The organism is Amycolatopsis sp. NPDC004079, assembly GCF_040610415.1.
Classification (GTDB): Bacteria; Actinomycetota; Actinomycetes; order Mycobacteriales; family Pseudonocardiaceae; genus Amycolatopsis; species Amycolatopsis halotolerans.
The window spans coordinates 67,543-83,745 of the sequence record NZ_JBEXMH010000028.1 but is presented as its reverse complement, the minus strand read 5'-3'; the positions used below and the strand labels follow the sequence as shown (position 1 = coordinate 83,745).

The following is a 16,203-nucleotide window of genomic DNA, read 5'->3' as shown; positions in this document are numbered from 1 at the left end:
GCCCCGAGCCCGCCCCATAGACTCCGCCCGGTGAGATCCAGGGACCTGCGCTTCGGCCTCGGGGTATTCGTCGCCTCGCTCGGACTGTTGCTGCTGCGGTTCCTCGTGCCCCGCCCGGTCGGCATGGCCGACAACGGCGACGGCTGGCGGTTGCTGTGCCAGCTCGGCGGGCGGCAGCTGGACCGGCCGTCGGAAGGGTTCGTCCGGTTCAGTTACGGGTCCGCGCCGCCGTGCGATTCCGCGTACGTCTCGAGCCAGGCCTGGCTCGATTGGGCGGCAGGCAAAATCGGCGCGTTGTTCGGTGCGTCCGGCGTGCTGAACCTGCTGGTGCTCGGCGTGCTCACCTGCGTGCTGGTCGCCGGCGCGATCACCGTCACGGTGCTCGGCCTCGACCTGAACCGGCGCAACCGGTTGATCGCCACGGTCTTGCTGCTGCTCGTGATGGGCGACTCGGCGTTCTTCGGCTACTTCGCGTCAGTGCTCAGCGAAGGCGCGGCTTTCCTCGGCATCCTGCTGATCTGCGGCGGCCTCTTCCTGTTGCACCGCCCGGGAAACCTGCGCTGGGCCGGGGCGGCGGTGACTGTCCTCGGCGGACTCGTCGGGATCAACGCCAAATCGCAAACCCTGTTGCTCATCCCGCTTTTCGCGCTCGCGCTGCTGCTGACCCGGCCGTCCGGCGCGCGCGGGCGGAAACGCTGGGTGCTGCCGCTGGCGGTGCTCGCGATCGTGGGCGCGGGCACCCTGGCGGTCCAGTCCCAAGGCGATCCGGCCAACGCGGAGTACCGCGAGGCCAACATGTACCACGCGGTCTTCGACTCCATTGTGGACGGAAAGCACGACACGAAGGCCGACCTCGCCGCGCTCGGGCTGCCGGAATCGTTCGAACAGTACGTCGGCACCGGCTGGTGGGGCGAGCGCGCCGCCTGGCACGACCCGCTTTACCCGCAGTACAAGGACAAAATCAGCCGCCGCGACGTGCTGCACTACTACGCGACGCACCCTGGCCGGACAGCCGAAATCCTGCAACAGGGCGGGGTCGACGCCCTCACCGCGCGTCCGGCAAATCTCGGCAGCTTCGGCGAACTGTCCGGACAGCCGCGGCTGTCGAAGGAGTACCGGGTGCCGGTGTTCTCCGGGCTGGCCGCGCTGATCGCGCCGCTCGGGTTGTTCGCGCTGGTGCCGATTTGGGTGCTCATCGGCTGGGCCGGAGTGCGCGCGTTCCGCCGGGATCGGCGTGAGTACGGGATTGTGGCGTTCCTGCTGGTGTTCTTCGCGGCGGGACAGCTCGGACTGTCTGCGTTGGGCGAAGGCATCGAGGGCGTCAAGCACCAGTTGCTGACACTGTTCCCGACTGTGCTCGCTGTGGTGTTCGCGGTCCTCAGCCTGCTTCCCCGTGCGGAAAGCGCGCCGGAGCACACTGAGGACTCAAGCGCTGAGGAAATCCCGGCCGCGGTCTAGGAATCAGCCCGCCTGTGAGGCGAGCCGCTCCTCCCGGTCAGCGGTAGCCAGTGCGTCCAGCACACCGTCCAGCTCGCCGTCCAAAACCTGGTCCAGGTTGTACGCCTTGTAATTCACCCGGTGGTCCGAAATCCGGTTCTCCGGGAAGTTGTACGTCCGCACGCGCTCCGAACGGTCCACCGTCCGCACCTGCGAGCGACGCGCGTCCGATGCCTTCGCCGCCGCCTCTTCCTCGGCGACCTGCTGGAGCCGCGCCTGCAGCACCTGCAGCGCCCGCGCGCGGTTCTGGATTTGCGACTTCTCGTTCTGGCACGACACGACGATCCCGGTCGGCAGGTGCGTGATCCGCACGGCCGAGTCGGTGGTGTTCACGCTCTGCCCGCCGGGGCCCGAGGAACGGAACACGTCGATGCGGAGGTCGTTCGGGTCGATTTCGACCTCGACCTCTTCCGGTTCCGGATAAATCAGCACGCCGGACGCGGACGTGTGGATGCGGCCCTGCGATTCGGTGGCCGGCACGCGCTGCACGCGGTGCACGCCGCCCTCGAATTTCAGCCTTGCCCATACGCCTTCGACGTCCGCGGTCTTGCTCTTGAGCGACAGCGTGACGTCCTTGTAGCCGCCGAGGTCCGACTCAGTCGAGTCGAGCACCTCGGCCTTCCAGTTGTGCCGTTCGGCGTAGCGCAGGTACATCCGCAGCAAATCGCCGGCGAACAGCGCGGATTCCTCGCCGCCTTCGCCGGACTTGATTTCCATGACGACGTCAGAGCCGTCGTACGGGTCGCGCGGCAGGAGGAGTTCGGTGAGTTTCGCTTCGAGCTGCGGAATTTTCGCCGCCAGCTCTTCGGCCTCGGCGGCGAACGCCGCGTCCTCGGCCGCGAGTTCCTTGGCCGCGGAAAGGTCGTCGCGGGTCTGGTCCAGCTCGCGCACCGCGCGCACGACCGGGCTCAGCTCGGCGTAGCGGCGGCCCAGTTTCCGGGCCCTGGCCTGGTCCGCGTGCACCGCGGGGTCGGCGAGCTGCTGTTCCAGCTGTGCGTGCTCGTCGAGCAGCCCCTTGAGCGAACTCGAATCCACTTCGCCGTCTCCCTCTCGCGAACAAGCCCGGACAGAACAACGGCGCCCACCCGGGCGTGCGGGTGGGCGCCGTCGGACAAGCTACTTGGCGTCGGTCTTCTGCTGACGCTTGCCGTAGCGCTTCTCGAACCGGGCAACCCGGCCACCGGTGTCCATGATCTTCTGCTTGCCGGTGTAGAAGGGGTGGCAGTTCGAGCAGATCTCGACGTGGATCTGACCCGACTCCTTCGTGCTGCGGGTGACGAAGTTGTTCCCGCAGTTGCACGTGACGGTCGTGGTCACGTATTCGGGGTGAATACCGCTCTTCATGGTGTCCTCTCTCGTTGGCCCCGGGTCCCCAGTGCGGGGTGAACCGGTGCCGGACTTCAGCGGGTCATTCTGCCAGACGTGCTGGCAGGGGCTACAACACACCCCGGTGACCAGGTATTCCACGGTCCGCCGCGACAGCCGGTAGTGAAGGACATTCGCATTGTACGGATTTTGTACCTGATGGCGTGAAGCTGGCCGAGTTCGTGAATCGCTCACTTACTGGAGGTCCGGACATGCGCACGACCGACCTGCTCACCCGGCTCGCGAAGCCGGCCGCCGTGCTGGCACTGGCCGCTTCCGCCGCGGTCTTCGCGCCTGCCGCGAATGCCGCCGACGGGATCACCGCGGCGGACGTGAATCCCGCCGCCGGCACGTTCTCGGAGGTGTCCGAGGCGAATCTGACCGGCGCCGCGGACGGGACTCCGGCCGGGGCCGTCGCTTGGTACAAGGCGCACGCCGGAAGCACCGGGTGGGAGCACTACTGCGAGAAGGCCGCCGAGAATTCTTACGGCACCACCGGGGTTTGGGCGTCGGCCAACGCGCACTGGAACGGGGCCAGCCCGAAGCACACCAGCGGCAAGCCGCCCGCCGGTTCGTTCGTGTACTGGAACATCAGCGCCTACGGCCACGTCGGCATCGCGGACGGCAACGGCGGGTTCTACGCCACCAGCGTCGGCGGCAAGATCGGCCACGGCAGCTCCACGAGCTACTTCAACAACTACCGCGGCTGGACCCCGGCCGCCGTCCCCCGCCACTGAGTTTTCTGCCGCGCCACCTCCCCGGTGCGGCAGAAACGTCCGTGAGGGGAACCCTGGGGGACTCAGAGTCCGTGAAGGTTCCCCTCACGGACCTCCACCAAAGCAACCGGCCCGCCCCCGAAAGCGATGGGGGCGGGCCGGTGTGCGTTCAGGCGAGACTCAGTCGTCGTCTCCGCCGCCGAGCGCGGTCTTCGAGACCTGCATCAGGAACTCGATGTTGGTCTTCGTCTTGCGCAGGCGCGAGATCAGCAGGTCGATGGCCTGCTGCGAGTCCAGCGCGTGCAGCACGCGGTGCAGCTTGTGCGTGACCGCCAGCTCGTCCGGAGAGAGCAGCAGCTCTTCCTTGCGAGTACCGGACGGGTTGACGTCGACCGCCGGGAACACGCGGCGCTCGGAGATCTTGCGGTCCAGCTTGAGCTCCGCGTTGCCGGTGCCCTTGAACTCCTCGAAGATCACCGTGTCCATCGTCGACCCGGTCTCCACCATCGCGGTCGCGAAGATGGTGAGCGAGCCGCCGTTCTCGATGTTGCGCGCGGCGCCGAGGAAACGCTTCGGCGGGTACAGCGCGGTCGAGTCGACACCACCGGACAGGATCCGGCCCGACGCGGGCGCGGCCAGGTTGTAGGCCCGGCCCAGGCGGGTGATCGAGTCGAGCAGGACGACCACGTCGTGGCCCATTTCGACCAGGCGCTTGGCCCGTTCGATGGACAGCTCGGCGACCGAGGTGTGGTCGGACGGCGGGCGGTCGAAGGTGGAGGCGATGACCTCGCCCTTCACCGACCGCTGCATGTCGGTGACCTCTTCCGGGCGCTCGTCGACCAGCACGACCATGAGGTGGGCCTCAGGGTTGTTCGTGGTGATCGCGTTCGCGATGTCCTGCATGATCGTGGTCTTGCCGGCCTTCGGCGGGGACACGATCAGCGCACGCTGGCCCTTGCCGACCGGCATGATCAGGTCGATCACGCGGGTCGTGAGCTTGTGCGGCTCGGTCTCGAGGCGCAGCCGCTCGTTCGGGTACAGCGGGGTCAGCTTGGTGAAGTCGGGACGGCGCTTGGCCTCGTCCGGCTCCAGCCCGTTGATCGAGTCGACGCGCACCAGCGGGTTGAACTTCTGCCGCTGCTGCTCGCCCTCGCGCGGCTGGCGCACGACACCGGTGATCGCGTCGCCGCGGCGCAGGCCGAACTTGCGGACCAGCGAGAGCGACACGTACACGTCGTTCGGCCCGGCGAGGTAGCCCGAGGTGCGCACGAACGCGTAGTTGTCGAGCACGTCCAGGATGCCGGCGACCGGCAGCAGGACGTCGTCCTCGCGGATCTCGGTGTCCGGAGCGCCGCCTTCGCGCTGGCCGCCACCGCTGCCCCGGCGGCGACGGTCGCGGAAGCGACGGCCGCGGCGGCCGCCTTCCTCGTCGTCGTCCTGCGGGCCGTTGTTCCGGTTGTCGCGGTTGTCCTGCTGGTTCCGCTGCCGGTTGTCGCGGTTGTCCTGCCGGTTGTCCTGGCCGCCGCGGTTGTCGCGGTTGCCGTCGCGGTTGTCGCCGCCGCGGTTGTCCCGGTTGCCGTCCCGGTTGTCGCGGCCGCCGTTGTCCCGGCTGTCGCGGTTGTCCCGGTTGTTGTCGCGGTTGCCGCCCTGGCGGTCGCCGCGCTGGTCGCGCTGGCCGTCGCCCCGGTTCGCGCCGCCGCGGCGACGGCGGTTGCGGCCGCCTTCCTCGGACTGGCCCTCAGCCTGGCCCTCGGAACGGTCGTGGCGCTCCGGGCGCTCCTGCGCGGCGGGCTTCCCGTCCTGCGCGGTCTCCGCCTTCGGAGCCTCGGCGTTGGCGGCCTTCGGAGCCTCCGCCTGCACCGGCTCGGCCTTCGGCTCCGCCTGGGGAGCGTCCGCCTTCGGCGCGTCGGCCTTGGCCCGGCGGGCGGGCTTCTCGGCCTTCTCCGCCTTGACCGGCTCGCCGACGCCGTCGAGCGGCAGCGTCTCGGCCGTCGCGGCGGCACGCTTCTTGCTCTTGCCCTGGCGCTCGCGGATCGCGGCGATCAGGTCCCCCTTGCGCATGCCGGTGGTCTCGCCCACACCCAGTTCGCCCGCCAGCTGGCGGAGCTCGGCGATGACCATTCCGGACAGGCCCCCGGTGCGGCGCTTAGGAGCGGCCGCGGCCCCATTGGTCTCAGCGGCCGCGGCGGGGGTCTCCACGTCGCCGCTCAACAGATCGGTGTTGCTCACACATGTCCTTCCTGACCGATCCACGTTCCAGGTGGATCAGCGGACTGCCGCCGGTAGCGAGACGGCTTCTGCCTCCGATGCGGACGGCTCGCGCCCAGCCGTGCGAGACACAGCGAAGCGCCGCCAGCACAGGGTGTTTGCCCCCTCCGGACGGAGAAAGCGGAATTCGGCACCGCCGGAACCGGAAACCCGCCTGCGTCCCTCCGCCTCCCGCGTGCCGGGCGGTGCGGAATCGGCGGATCGACGAAGGATGCGGACCGGAGCCGCCGTGAGGGGCGAACAGGCCCGGCATCGGGTGCGGAAACGCACGGTGATCGAACGCCCCCGAGGGTAGACCGCGCCCTGTCCGGGTGCAACAACCACCCCCCGCGTGGCGCACGCTGCCGTCCAGCCTGTGACCAGGTCGTCACCTGGCCACAACCTGCACGCCGTCGCGGTCCACCGGCAATTCGGCGACGTCGAACCCGGTAACGTCCACGCCCGCCGGGAGTATTCCCGTCAGCGTGAGAGCGAGCACAGTCGGACCGGCGCCGGAGATGGTCGCGGGAACGCCGTGGGCACGCAGCGTGCGCACCAATTCGGTGCTCGCCGGGTACGCCTCGGCGCGGTAATCCTGGTGCAACCGGTCCTCGGTGGCGGCCATCAGCAGTTCGGGCCGCTCGGCGACGGCCAGCACGGCGAGCGCCGCCCGTCCCGCGCTGTGCGCCGCGTCGGCGTGCGGGACCTGAGGCGGAAGCAGGCCGCGCGTCGTGCTGGTGGCCGATTTCTCCGCGGGCACCGCGACCACCGGGCGGATCGCCGCGTTCGGCTCCACGCGTTCGGCGCGGAACCGGCCGTTTTCGGACCACGCCACCACGAGCCCGCCGAACAGGCTCGCCGCCGCGTTGTCCGCGTGGCCCTCGAACTCGGCCGCGAGCTGGAGCGCGTCGGCGTCGAGCGGACGCTCCGCCAGCGCGTAGCCCAGCGCCACGCCGGTCACGACCGCGGCCGCCGACGACCCGAGGCCGCGTGCGTGCGGAATGCTGTTGTGGCAACGAAGGTGCAGACCGGGCGGCCGGACGTCCAGGTGCTCGCAGGCCCGCCGGAGCGCGCGGACCACCAGGTGGGATTCGTCGGTCGGCACGTCCTCGACGCCGCCCGCTCCCGCGTCGAGCACCTCGATCTTCAGCCCGCCCTCGGTGACCTGCAGTTCGACGACGTCGTAGCGGGACAGGGCGAGGCCGAGCGCGTCGAATCCCGGGCCGAGGTTCGCGCTCGACGCCGGGACCGTCGCGCGGAACCCGCTCAGCGCCGTCACGACCGCGCCCCAATGTGGCGTTCGGTGCGTGAGATCGCCCCAATGTGGCATTGGGGCGCTGTGGTCGGGGCGAGCGGCGAGCGGCTCATCGCAGGTCCAGGGCCGCCGCCACGGCCGTCGGGTCGACCGCGAGCGGTTCCACCTCGACGTTGCCCTCCAGCGCCGTGGCCGGGTCTTTCAGGCCGTGCCCGGTGACCGTGCAGACGACCTTCGAGCCCTTCGGCAGGCGTCCGTCCGCCGCGGTGGCCAGCAGGCCGGCGACGCTCGTCGCGGACGCGGGCTCCACGAAGACGCCCTCGCGGCGGGCCAGCAGCCGGTACGCCTCAAGGATCTTCTCGTCGGTGATCGCTTCGAACAGGCCGTCCGACTCGTCGCGCGCGGAGACCGCGCCCGCCCACGAAGCGGGGCTGCCGATGCGGATCGCGGTCGCGATGGTGTCCGGGTCGGAAACCGGTTCGCCGTGCACCAGCGGCGCGGCGCCGGCGGCCTGGAAACCGAACATCCGCGGGGTGTTCTTGACCACACCGTCGGCCGCGTACTCCGAATAGCCCTTCCAGTACGCGGTGATGTTGCCCGCGTTGCCGACCGGGAGGCAGTGCACGTCCGGGGCCTCGCCGAGGACGTCGCAGATCTCGAACGCCGCGGTCTTCTGCCCGGCGATGCGCACCGGGTTGACCGAGTTGACCAGGGTGACCGGATAGTCCGCCGCGGTCTTGCGGGCGAGTTCGAGGCAATCGTCGAAGTTGCCGTCGACCTGGAGGATCCGCGCGCCGTGCAGCACCGCCTGGGCGAGCTTGCCCATCGCGATCTTGCCTTGGGGCACCAGCACCGCGCAGGTGAGCCCGGCCCGCGCGGCGTACGCGGCGGCCGAGGCCGAGGTGTTGCCGGTGGACGCGCAGATCACCGCTTTGAGGCCGCTGGCCAGCGCGTGCGTGATCGCCACGGTCATCCCGCGGTCCTTGAACGAGCCGGTCGGGTTCGCGCCCTCGACCTTCAGGTACACGTCGGAGCCGGTCAGTTCCGACAGGTGCGCGGCGGGCAGCAGCGGAGTGTTGCCCTCGCCGAGCGTGACCACGCGTGCCCCGTCGGGGACCGGAATCCGGTCGCGGTACGCCTCAATGATTCCCGGCCACGCACTCATGCTGCCGCCTCGATTCGGAGTTTCACCATGCGCTTCGGCGAGGCGGAAGCATGAATATCCATGATTCGCTTGCAAGCTGCACTCATGCGTCTTCGCCTTCCACCCGCATCACGCTGACAACCTCGTGCACCACATCGAGTTTCGCGATTTCGTCCACAGTGGACTGCAACGCCGCGTCGGGCGCGAGGTGCGTCACCACGACGAGGCTCGCCGTGTCGTTCGCGTCGCGCTGGCGCACCGCGGCGATGCTCACGCCGTGCGCGGCAAACGCTTGCGCCACCTGGGCGAGCACACCCGCGCGGTCCGCGACGTCGAGGCTCACGTGGTAGCGCGTCGGCGTCTGGCCCATCGGCCGCACCGGCAGCGCGGCGTGCGCCGATTCGCGCGGGCCGCGGCCGCCGAGCACCTGGTTGCGCGCCACCGCGACGAGGTCGCCGAGCACCGCGCTGGCGGTCGGCGCGCCGCCGGCGCCCTGGCCGTAGAACATCAATTCGCCGGCCGCGTCCGCCTCGACGTAGACCGCGTTGAACGCGCCGCCGACGCCGGCCAGCTGGTGGCTGCGCGGAATCATCACGGGATGCACGCGGGCGGAAACCGACTCCGCACCGTCATCCGCCGTCACCCGTTCGCAAATCGCCAGCAGCTTCACCGTGCGGCCAAGCGTGCGCGCGGCGGCCAGATCGGACGCCGTGACGTCCGCGATGCCTTCGCGGTGCACGTCTTTCGCGGTGACCCGCGAGTGGAACGCCAGCGAGGCAAGGATCGCGGCCTTCGACGCGGCGTCGTAGCCGTCGACGTCCGCCGTCGGGTCCGCCTCCGCGTAGCCGAGGCGGCTCGCCTCGTCCAGGGTTTCGGCGTAGCCCGCGCCGGTGGCGTCCATCGCGGAGAGGATGTAGTTGGTGGTGCCGTTGACGATCCCCATCACGCGGGTGATCCGGTCGCCCGCCAGCGATTCGCGCAGCGGGCGCAGCAGCGGGATGGCCCCGGCCACGGCGGCTTCGAAGTAGAGGTCGACGCCTGCCGCGTCGGCCGCCTCGAACAGCTCGGCCGAGTGCTCGGCGAGCAGCGCCTTGTTGGCGGTGACCACGGATTTGCCCGCGTTCAGCGCGGTGAGCAGCCAGCTGCGCACCGGGTCGATCCCGCCGACCAGTTCGACCACGACGTCGACGTCGTCCCGCGCGACCAGCGCGGCGGCGTCGTCGGTGAGCAGTTCGGCGGGCAGTTCCGGGTGCTTGTCCGGACGCCGCACGGCGATGCCGACCAGTTCCACCGGCGCGCCCGCGCGGGCGGCCAGTTCCCCGGCCTGTTCGGTGAGCAGCCGGGCGACCTCGCTGCCGACCGTGCCGCAGCCGAGCATCGCGACCCGGATGGGCGCGCGGTCCGTGGGAGACAGGCTTTTCGGAGACACAGTGGACACTTCTCAAACCTCCAGGCGCAGCATGTCGTCCGTCGTCTCCCTGCGCAGCAGCAGCCGGGCGGCGCCGTTGCGCACGGCGACCACCGCGGGCCGCGGCAGCCGGTTGTAGCCACTGGCCATCGCGTAGCAGTAGGCACCGGTCGCCGCGACGGCCAGCAGGTCGCCGGGAGCCAGCGTGTCTGGCAGCCAGCAGTCTCGGACCACGATGTCGCCGGACTCACAGTGTTTTCCCACCACGCGAGACAACGCCGGGGTCACCGGCTCGTCGCCGTCGGAGGCGGACCGCGAAACCACGCGGCAGTCGTACACCGCGTCGTAGAGCGCCGTGCGGATGTTGTCGCTCATGCCGCCGTCGACGCTGACGTACCGGCGGGCGGTCTCGTCGCCGAGCGCGACGTCCTTGATCGTGCCCACCTCGTACAGCGTGAACGTGCCCGGACCGGCGATCGCGCGGCCGGGTTCGCCCGCGATGCGCGGCACCGGAAGGTCGGCGTACGCGCACTCCTTGCGGACGATCTCGCGGATCTGCGTGATCATCTGCGAGGGCGGCGGCGGGTTGTCCTTTTCGGTGTAGGCGATGCCGAAACCGCCGCCGAGGTCGACGACGTTCATCTGCTCCAGCAGTTCCGGGCCGTGCTCCTTGGCCAGTTCCGCGAGCAGCCCGACGACGCGGCGCGCGGCCACCTCGAACCCGTCGGCGTCGAAGATCTGCGAACCGATGTGGCTGTGCAGGCCGATCAGCTTCAGCGACGGCGCGTTCAGCACCCGGCGCACCGCCTCGGCGGCGTCGCCGGAAGCCAGCGAGAAACCGAACTTCTGGTCCTCGTGCGCGGTCGCGATGAACTCGTGGGTGTGCGCCTCGACGCCGACCGTCACCCGGACGAGCACCTTCTGCTCGACCTCGTGCGCGGCGGCGATTTCGGCGAGCCTGGCGATCTCGTAGTACGAGTCGACCACCACGGTGCCGACGCCCGCTTCGACGGCGGCGTCGAGTTCGGCGACCGATTTGTTGTTGCCGTGGAACGTGATCCGCTCCACCGGGAAGTTCGCGCGCTGCGCGACGGCCAGTTCGCCGCCGCTGCAGACGTCGAGGCTCAGCCCCTGTTCGGCCACCCAGCGGGCGACCTCGACGGACAGGAACGCCTTCGACGCGTAGTGCACGAGCGCCGGGTCGTCGAACGCCTCGGCGTAGTCGGCGCAGCGGGACTTGAAGTCCGCCTCGTCGACCACGAACAGCGGCGTGCCGTACGTCTGCGCGAGGTCGCGCACGTCGACGCCGGCGATCCGCACGACGCCGTCCGCGGCGCGATAAACGTTGCGCGGCCACACTTTCGCGGGCAGCTGGTCGAGTTCGCCCGCACTCGCGGGCGGGAACCCGGAGGCGTCGGCATGGGGGTAGACGTCGGCGTGGCGGGGGCCCGCGGGGTGCGCCATTGTTTACATCCGTTCCGGAGCGGAGACACCGAGCAGCGACAGGCCGTTCGCCAGTACCTGGCGCGCGGCTTCACACAGAGCGAGCCGGGCGTACGTGAGGGGGGTGGCCTCCTCGTCGCCCTGCGGGAGGACCCGGCCCACGGTGTAGAACTTGTGGTACGCGCCGGCCAGTTCCTCGAGGTAGCGGGCCACGCGATGCGGTTCGCGCATCTCCGCCGCCCGCCGCACCACGGCGGGGAATTCGCCGATGGTGCGGATCAGGTCGCCTTCTGCAGGCAGGGTGAGCAGTCCGAAATCGACGTTCTCGCCGGACCCGTCGGTCCTCAGACCGAGGTCCGCCGCGCCGCGCCGCAGCGACGACAGCCGGGCGTGCGCGTACTGCACGTAGTAGACCGGGTTGTCGTTGGAATGCTTGCGCAGCAAGTCCAAATCGATGTCCAAAGAGGAATCGACGGAGTAGCGGATCAGCTCGTAGCGGGCCGGGTCGACGCCGACGGCCTCGACGAGGTCCTCGAGCGTGATCACGGTGCCCGCGCGCTTGGACATCCGCACCGGCTTGCCGTCGCTGACCAGGTTCACCATCTGGCCGATCAGCACCTCGACCGTGGCCGGGTCGTCGCCGAACGCCGCCGCAGCCGCCTTGAGCCGCGCGATGTAGCCGTGGTGGTCCGCGCCGAGCATGTAGATGCACAGGTCGTGGCCGCGGTTGCGCTTGTCCTTGAAGTAGGCGAGGTCGCCCGCGATGTAGGCGGTGTTGCCGTCCTTCTTGATGACGACCCGGTCCTTGTCGTCGCCGTACTCGCTGGAGCGGAGCCACCAGGCGCCGTCGGCGAAGTAGAGGTTGCCGGAGTCCTTCAGCTGCTGCACCGCCGCGTCGACCGCGCCGGACTCGTGCAGCGAGTTCTCGTGGAAGTAGACGTCGAAGTCGGTGCCGAACTCGTGCAGGCTCTGCTTGATCTGGCTGAACATCAGCTCGATGCCGATGCGCCGGAAGGTCTCGTGGCGCTCGTCCTCGGGAAGGCTCAGCGCGCTCGGCTCGGCCTTGATCACCTCGGCCGCGATGTCGCTGATGTACCCGCCCGCGTAGCCGTCCTCCGGCGCGGGCTCGCCCTTCGCGGCGGCGATCAGCGAGCGCACGAACCGGTCGATCTGCGCGCCGGCGTCGTTGAAGTAGTACTCGCGGGTGACGTCCGCGCCCTGCGCGCCGAGCACCCGGCCCAGCGCGTCGCCGACCGCGGCCCAGCGCGTGCCGCCGAGGTGGATCGGGCCGGTCGGGTTCGCGGAGACGAACTCCAGGTTGATCCGGGTCCCGGCCAGCGCGTCGCCCCGGCCGTACTCCGCGCCCGCGGCCAGCACCTGGCGCACGACCTCGCCCTGTGCGTCCGCGGCGAGCCGGAAGTTGAGGAAGCCCGGTCCGGCGACCTCGGCCGCGGCCACCCCGTCCGCGCCGGCGACGACCTCGGCGAGCGCCTCGGCGAACTCGCGCGGCTTCAGCCCGGCTTTCTTGGCCACCTGCAGCGCGAGGTTGGTCGCGTAGTCTCCGTGGTCCGGGTTGCGCGGGCGTTCGATGGTCACGGTCTCCGGCAGCACGGCGGCGTCGACGCCGCGTGCGGCGAGGACCTGCTCGGCGGAGCTGCGGACCAGATCGGCGAGAGCGGCGGGAGTCACTCGCCGGATTCTAGGTGCGCTTCGGCCGCGCGCCTCCGGCGGTACAGGCTGGCGAGACGGCGGGCACACCGGAGGCGGATGTTCCGCTCGCCGGGGCGCCGCGCGGGTGTTCACGGTGATCGCACGCCCGGTCTCTACACTGGGCTACCGGCAGGGTTCCGCCCGGATCCCTCCCCCGCTCTCACGAGGAGATCTCGGCAACCATGGCCAACGGGACCACCAAGAAGAAGGGCTCGTCCGCGTCCGCGGTGAAGGCGGCGAAGAACCGCTCGGTCGTCGCGGGCAAGCGCACGCCCTGGGGCACCATCATCGGCGTCGTCGTGGTGGTCGCCCTGCTGGCCGGCGTCATCGTCTACTACCTGCAGGCCTCCGCGCCCAAGCGCGACCAGGCCTCCCGGGACGAGGCCGCCGCCGCCTTCGCGCCGACCGCGAGCAATCCGGACCCGTCGAAGAAGATCCCCGGCGTGATCACCAAGCAGTACACCGGTTCGGTGCACATCCTGCCCACCGAACGGGTGGCCTACGACCAGAGCCCGCCGTTCGGCGGCCCGCACGACGGGTACTGGGCCACCTGCACCGGCGTCGTCTACCCGACCGCGGTGCGCAACGAGAACATGGTGCACGCGCTCGAGCACGGCACGGTGTGGATCGCCTACAACCCGGACCAGGTCAAGGGCGACCAGCTGCCGCTGCTCGAGGCCAGGGTCAAGGGCAAGCCGTACACGATGATGTCGCCCTACCCCGGCCTGGACAAGCCGATCTCGCTGCAGTCGTGGGGCCACCAGCTGAAGCTGGACAGCGCCGACGACCCGCGCATCGACCAGTTCATCGCCGCGCTGCGGACCAACCCGAACGGCGTGTACCCGGAGATCGGCGCCTCGTGCGACGCGCTCGGCAAGGGCATGTTCGACCCGAGCAACCCGCCGAAGTTCGACCCGAGCAAGCCGGGCAAGGACGCGAAGCCGATGGACTACAAGGGCAGCACCGGGGCGCAGAACGAGCAGCAGCCCGGCATGCCGGGCACCCCGCCCGCCGGGCAGTGACCGTGGGCAGCTCCGAAAACGACGCTGACCAGGCGGAGGCGAGCGCTGTCGAACCCGAGGAGTCCGCTCCGGCGGAGCGGACCGGCTGGTCCCGGTGGGTGGTCATCGGCGGGACGCTGATCGCCGTGCTGCTGGTCGGGGCCGCGATCGGCGTCTTCGCGACGCGGCTCACCGACGGCAGCGACGCGGTGCCGGCGACGCCGGGCGCGGGTTCGGTCGAGGTCGGCTTCGCCCAGGACATGTCGGTGCACCACCTGCAGGCGGTCACCATGGCCGGCTGGGCCCGCGACCACTCGGCCGACCCGGAGATCCGCCAGCTCGCGTTCGACATCGAGCGCACGCAGACCGAGCAGGTCGGGCGGATGAAGGGCTGGCTCATGCTGTGGGACCAGCCGGAGCAGGCGACCGGCGCGTACATGACGTGGATGACCGAGCCGATGGGCCACGCGGGCATGCAGATGCCGACCAGCAGCCCGGCGGGCGGCGCGCCGATGCCCGGCATGGCCACCGACGCGGACCTCGCGAAGCTGCGCTCGCTGTCCGGCCGCGCGCTGGACGTCGAGTTCCTTCAGCTGATGCTGCGCCACCACCAGGGCGGCGTCGCGATGGCTGAGTACGCGCAGGACCACACCTCCAACGACGCGGTGAAAGCGTTGTGCCGCAGCATGTTGGTGTCGCAGGGCGCGGAGATGGACCAGATGAAGCTCATGCTGAAGGGGCGGGACGCGCAGCCGCTGCCCTTCTCCTGAAGCCTCGTGAGTGTTGAGCACGGTGAGAACCGTGCTCAACACTCACGAGCTTTTGTACGTAGGCCGCGCCAGGTCCCGGATGTCGCCCAGCGTCCCCCACTCGTCGCGCCCGAGCCGGGACAGCGGGCGCAGCCGCTCGATCATCGGGTGATCGCCGTCGAGGACGTCCTCGTTGACCGCGAGGTGCACGACCCGGCCGAACACCACCGTCGAGCGGCCGAAACCGACCGTGCTGTGCAGTTCGCATTCGAACGCCACCGGCGATTCCGCCACGCGCGGCGGGCGGACCTTCAGGCTCGGCTCGCGGGTCAGCCCGGCCTCGTCGAACTCGCTCAGTTCCGGCGGGAAATCCGCGCCGGTCGCGTTGATCTGCTCAAAAAGCGGCTCGGGCGCGAGGTTGACCACGAATTGCCGGGTCGCCTCGACATTGCGCAGGGTGTCTTTCCGCCCGACCGAGGTGAACTGCAGGACGGCGGGCGCGGCCGAGGCGACGGTGAAGAACGAATGCGGCGCGAGGTTGTCGACCCCGGCTCGCGAGGTGCTCGACACCCAGGCGATCGGCCGCGGCACCACGGTCGCGGTCATCAGGTGGTAGAACGCGTTCGGGGCCAGCTGGGCGGGGTCGAAGTCCTTGCGCATGGTCCCCGGTCTACCAGGACAGCTCCGCGCATCGGCGGGCGCATTGCGGTCCCTCGACCTGAAGCGTCGCGTGTTTGATCTCGTAGCGGACCGACAGCAGGTCTTGCGCCTTGGTGAGCACAGTGGACTGTTCGGCTTCGGCGCTCACCGTCAGGTGGGCCGAGGCGACCTCCATGCCCGAGGTCAACGTCCAGACGTGCAGGTCGTGCACGTCCGCGACGCCAGGCAGCGCGGCGAGTTCGGTGCTGATCTCGCCCACGTCGACGCCGGCGGGCGCGTGCTGGAAGAGGATCCGCAGCGCGCGGCGGGCGAGCGTCCAGGTGCGCGGCAGGACGAACAGTCCGATGGCGACACCGATGATCGGGTCGGCGTAACGCCAGCCGGTGGTGAGCGTGATCGCGCCGCTGAGCAGCACGCCGACCGAGCCGACGAGGTCAGCCAGCACCTCGAGGTACGCGCCGCGGACGTTCAGGCTTTCCTTCGCGCCCGAGCGCAGCACCATGAACGACACGATGTTCGCGACGAGGCCAGCCGCGGCGGCGAGCAGCACCGGCAGGCCGGGCACCTCCGGCGGGTCGGCGATCCGCCCGATCGCCTCGACCGCCACGTATCCGGCGACGCCGAACAGCAGCACCGCATTGGCAAGCGCGGCAAGGACTTCCGCCCGGTACATGCCGAACGTGCGGCTGGGCGTCGGCCCGCTGCGGCGCGCGAGCACGATCGCGGCGAGCGCCATTCCGACGCCGAGGACGTCGGTGAACATGTGCGCGGCGTCGGAGATCAGCGCGAGCGAGCCGGTGGCGAAGCCCACGGCGAACTCCAGCACCATGAACCCGGCACCGACCGCGAGAGCGATCAGCAGCGCGCGGACGTAGCGGCCGGAAGCGCTCGCCGGAGCGGCGGTGTGTCCGTGCCCGTGTCCCATCGCTCGCCTCCCAAGTTTCGGTGTCGAGAGGAATATATAGTGACATGCGCATATGTGCAATACAGGGTAGCCTAACTTCACTC

Annotated in this window: 14 protein-coding genes; 4 read left to right on the top strand and 10 right to left on the bottom strand. The window is 70.1% G+C overall.

Annotation, left to right across the window (positions count from 1 at the left end):
- Positions 1-30 precede the first annotated feature (30 nt).
- Positions 31-1,458: a hypothetical protein gene (locus ABZX37_RS26695; RefSeq protein ID WP_354743942.1), complete on the top strand. Its 1,428-nt coding sequence runs from the start codon at positions 31-33 to the stop codon at positions 1,456-1,458.
- Between the two features lie 3 nt (positions 1,459-1,461).
- Here ABZX37_RS26695 and prfA read toward each other — a convergent pair whose 3' ends face one another.
- Positions 1,462-2,532: a peptide chain release factor 1 gene (gene prfA, locus ABZX37_RS26690; protein WP_354743940.1), complete on the bottom strand. Its 1,071-nt coding sequence runs from the start codon at positions 2,530-2,532 to the stop codon at positions 1,462-1,464.
- A gap of 81 nt (positions 2,533-2,613) precedes the next feature.
- A complete protein-coding gene (gene rpmE / locus ABZX37_RS26685; RefSeq protein WP_043832086.1) occupies positions 2,614-2,841 on the bottom strand; it encodes a 50S ribosomal protein L31 in 228 nt (75 codons plus the stop codon).
- A gap of 233 nt (positions 2,842-3,074) precedes the next feature.
- Here rpmE and ABZX37_RS26680 point away from each other — a divergent pair, with 233 nt between their 5' ends.
- The gene (locus ABZX37_RS26680; protein WP_344271396.1) at positions 3,075-3,599 is read left to right on the top strand and encodes a CHAP domain-containing protein; all 525 of its coding nucleotides are present in this window, start codon (positions 3,075-3,077) and stop codon (positions 3,597-3,599) included.
- Positions 3,600-3,758: 159 nt separating this feature from the next.
- Here the strand turns inward: ABZX37_RS26680 and rho are convergent, their stop codons facing one another.
- The 6 genes from rho to argS form a co-directional block, all read right to left on the bottom strand.
- Entirely contained in the window at positions 3,759-5,807 is a 2,049-nt protein-coding gene (rho, locus tag ABZX37_RS26675; protein ID WP_354743937.1) for a transcription termination factor Rho, read from the bottom strand.
- Between the two features lie 406 nt (positions 5,808-6,213).
- The gene (gene thrB, locus ABZX37_RS26670; RefSeq protein ID WP_354743997.1) at positions 6,214-7,095 is read right to left on the bottom strand and encodes a homoserine kinase; all 882 of its coding nucleotides are present in this window, start codon (positions 7,093-7,095) and stop codon (positions 6,214-6,216) included.
- A 94-nt stretch (positions 7,096-7,189) separates the two neighbouring features.
- Positions 7,190-8,245 carry a threonine synthase gene (gene thrC / locus ABZX37_RS26665; RefSeq protein ID WP_354743935.1) on the bottom strand — a complete coding sequence of 352 codons (1,056 nt, stop codon included), beginning with the start codon at positions 8,243-8,245 and terminating at the stop codon, positions 7,190-7,192.
- Positions 8,246-8,327: 82 nt separating this feature from the next.
- Positions 8,328-9,653 (bottom strand): homoserine dehydrogenase, encoded by a 1,326-nt coding sequence (locus ABZX37_RS26660; protein ID WP_354743996.1) that lies wholly within the window; start codon positions 9,651-9,653, stop codon positions 8,328-8,330.
- Between the two features lie 12 nt (positions 9,654-9,665).
- Positions 9,666-11,096 (bottom strand): diaminopimelate decarboxylase, encoded by a 1,431-nt coding sequence (gene lysA / locus ABZX37_RS26655; protein WP_354743933.1) that lies wholly within the window; start codon positions 11,094-11,096, stop codon positions 9,666-9,668.
- A gap of 3 nt (positions 11,097-11,099) precedes the next feature.
- A complete protein-coding gene (gene argS, locus ABZX37_RS26650) occupies positions 11,100-12,764 on the bottom strand; it encodes an arginine--tRNA ligase (protein WP_354743931.1) in 1,665 nt (554 codons plus the stop codon).
- Positions 12,765-12,967: 203 nt separating this feature from the next.
- Between argS and ABZX37_RS26645 the strand changes: the two genes are divergently transcribed.
- Both ABZX37_RS26645 and ABZX37_RS26640 read left to right on the top strand, forming a co-directional pair.
- Positions 12,968-13,807 carry a DUF3105 domain-containing protein gene (locus ABZX37_RS26645; protein WP_354743929.1) on the top strand — a complete coding sequence of 280 codons (840 nt, stop codon included), beginning with the start codon at positions 12,968-12,970 and terminating at the stop codon, positions 13,805-13,807.
- A 98-nt stretch (positions 13,808-13,905) separates the two neighbouring features.
- Complete coding sequence (locus ABZX37_RS26640) at positions 13,906-14,556, top strand: DUF305 domain-containing protein (protein WP_354743994.1); 651 nt, start codon at positions 13,906-13,908, stop codon at positions 14,554-14,556.
- Positions 14,557-14,598: 42 nt separating this feature from the next.
- Here the strand turns inward: ABZX37_RS26640 and ABZX37_RS26635 are convergent, their stop codons facing one another.
- Together ABZX37_RS26635 and ABZX37_RS26630 are read right to left on the bottom strand one after the other, a co-directional pair.
- Positions 14,599-15,195 (bottom strand): flavin reductase family protein, encoded by a 597-nt coding sequence (locus tag ABZX37_RS26635; protein ID WP_354743927.1) that lies wholly within the window; start codon positions 15,193-15,195, stop codon positions 14,599-14,601.
- A 10-nt stretch (positions 15,196-15,205) separates the two neighbouring features.
- Positions 15,206-16,120, bottom strand: coding sequence for a cation diffusion facilitator family transporter (locus ABZX37_RS26630; protein ID WP_354743925.1), 915 nt, complete (start codon positions 16,118-16,120; stop codon positions 15,206-15,208).
- Positions 16,121-16,203: the final 83 nt, after the last annotated feature.

What these genes read in the sequence shown, in the direction of transcription:
- rpmE (WP_043832086.1), bottom strand. Translation starts at nt 2,841, where the DNA reads ATGAAGAGCGGTATTCACCCCGAATACGTGACCACGACCGTCACGTGC.
- ABZX37_RS26680 (WP_344271396.1), top strand. Translation starts at nt 3,075, where the DNA reads ATGCGCACGACCGACCTGCTCACCCGGCTCGCGAAGCCGGCCGCCGTG.
- thrC (WP_354743935.1), bottom strand. Translation starts at nt 8,245, where the DNA reads ATGAGTGCGTGGCCGGGAATCATTGAGGCGTACCGCGACCGGATTCCG.
- lysA (WP_354743933.1), bottom strand. Translation starts at nt 11,096, where the DNA reads ATGGCGCACCCCGCGGGCCCCCGCCACGCCGACGTCTACCCCCATGCC.
- ABZX37_RS26645 (WP_354743929.1), top strand. Translation starts at nt 12,968, where the DNA reads ATGGCCAACGGGACCACCAAGAAGAAGGGCTCGTCCGCGTCCGCGGTG.
- ABZX37_RS26635 (WP_354743927.1), bottom strand. Translation starts at nt 15,195, where the DNA reads ATGCGCAAGGACTTCGACCCCGCCCAGCTGGCCCCGAACGCGTTCTAC.
- ABZX37_RS26630 (WP_354743925.1), bottom strand. Translation starts at nt 16,120, where the DNA reads ATGGGACACGGGCACGGACACACCGCCGCTCCGGCGAGCGCTTCCGGC.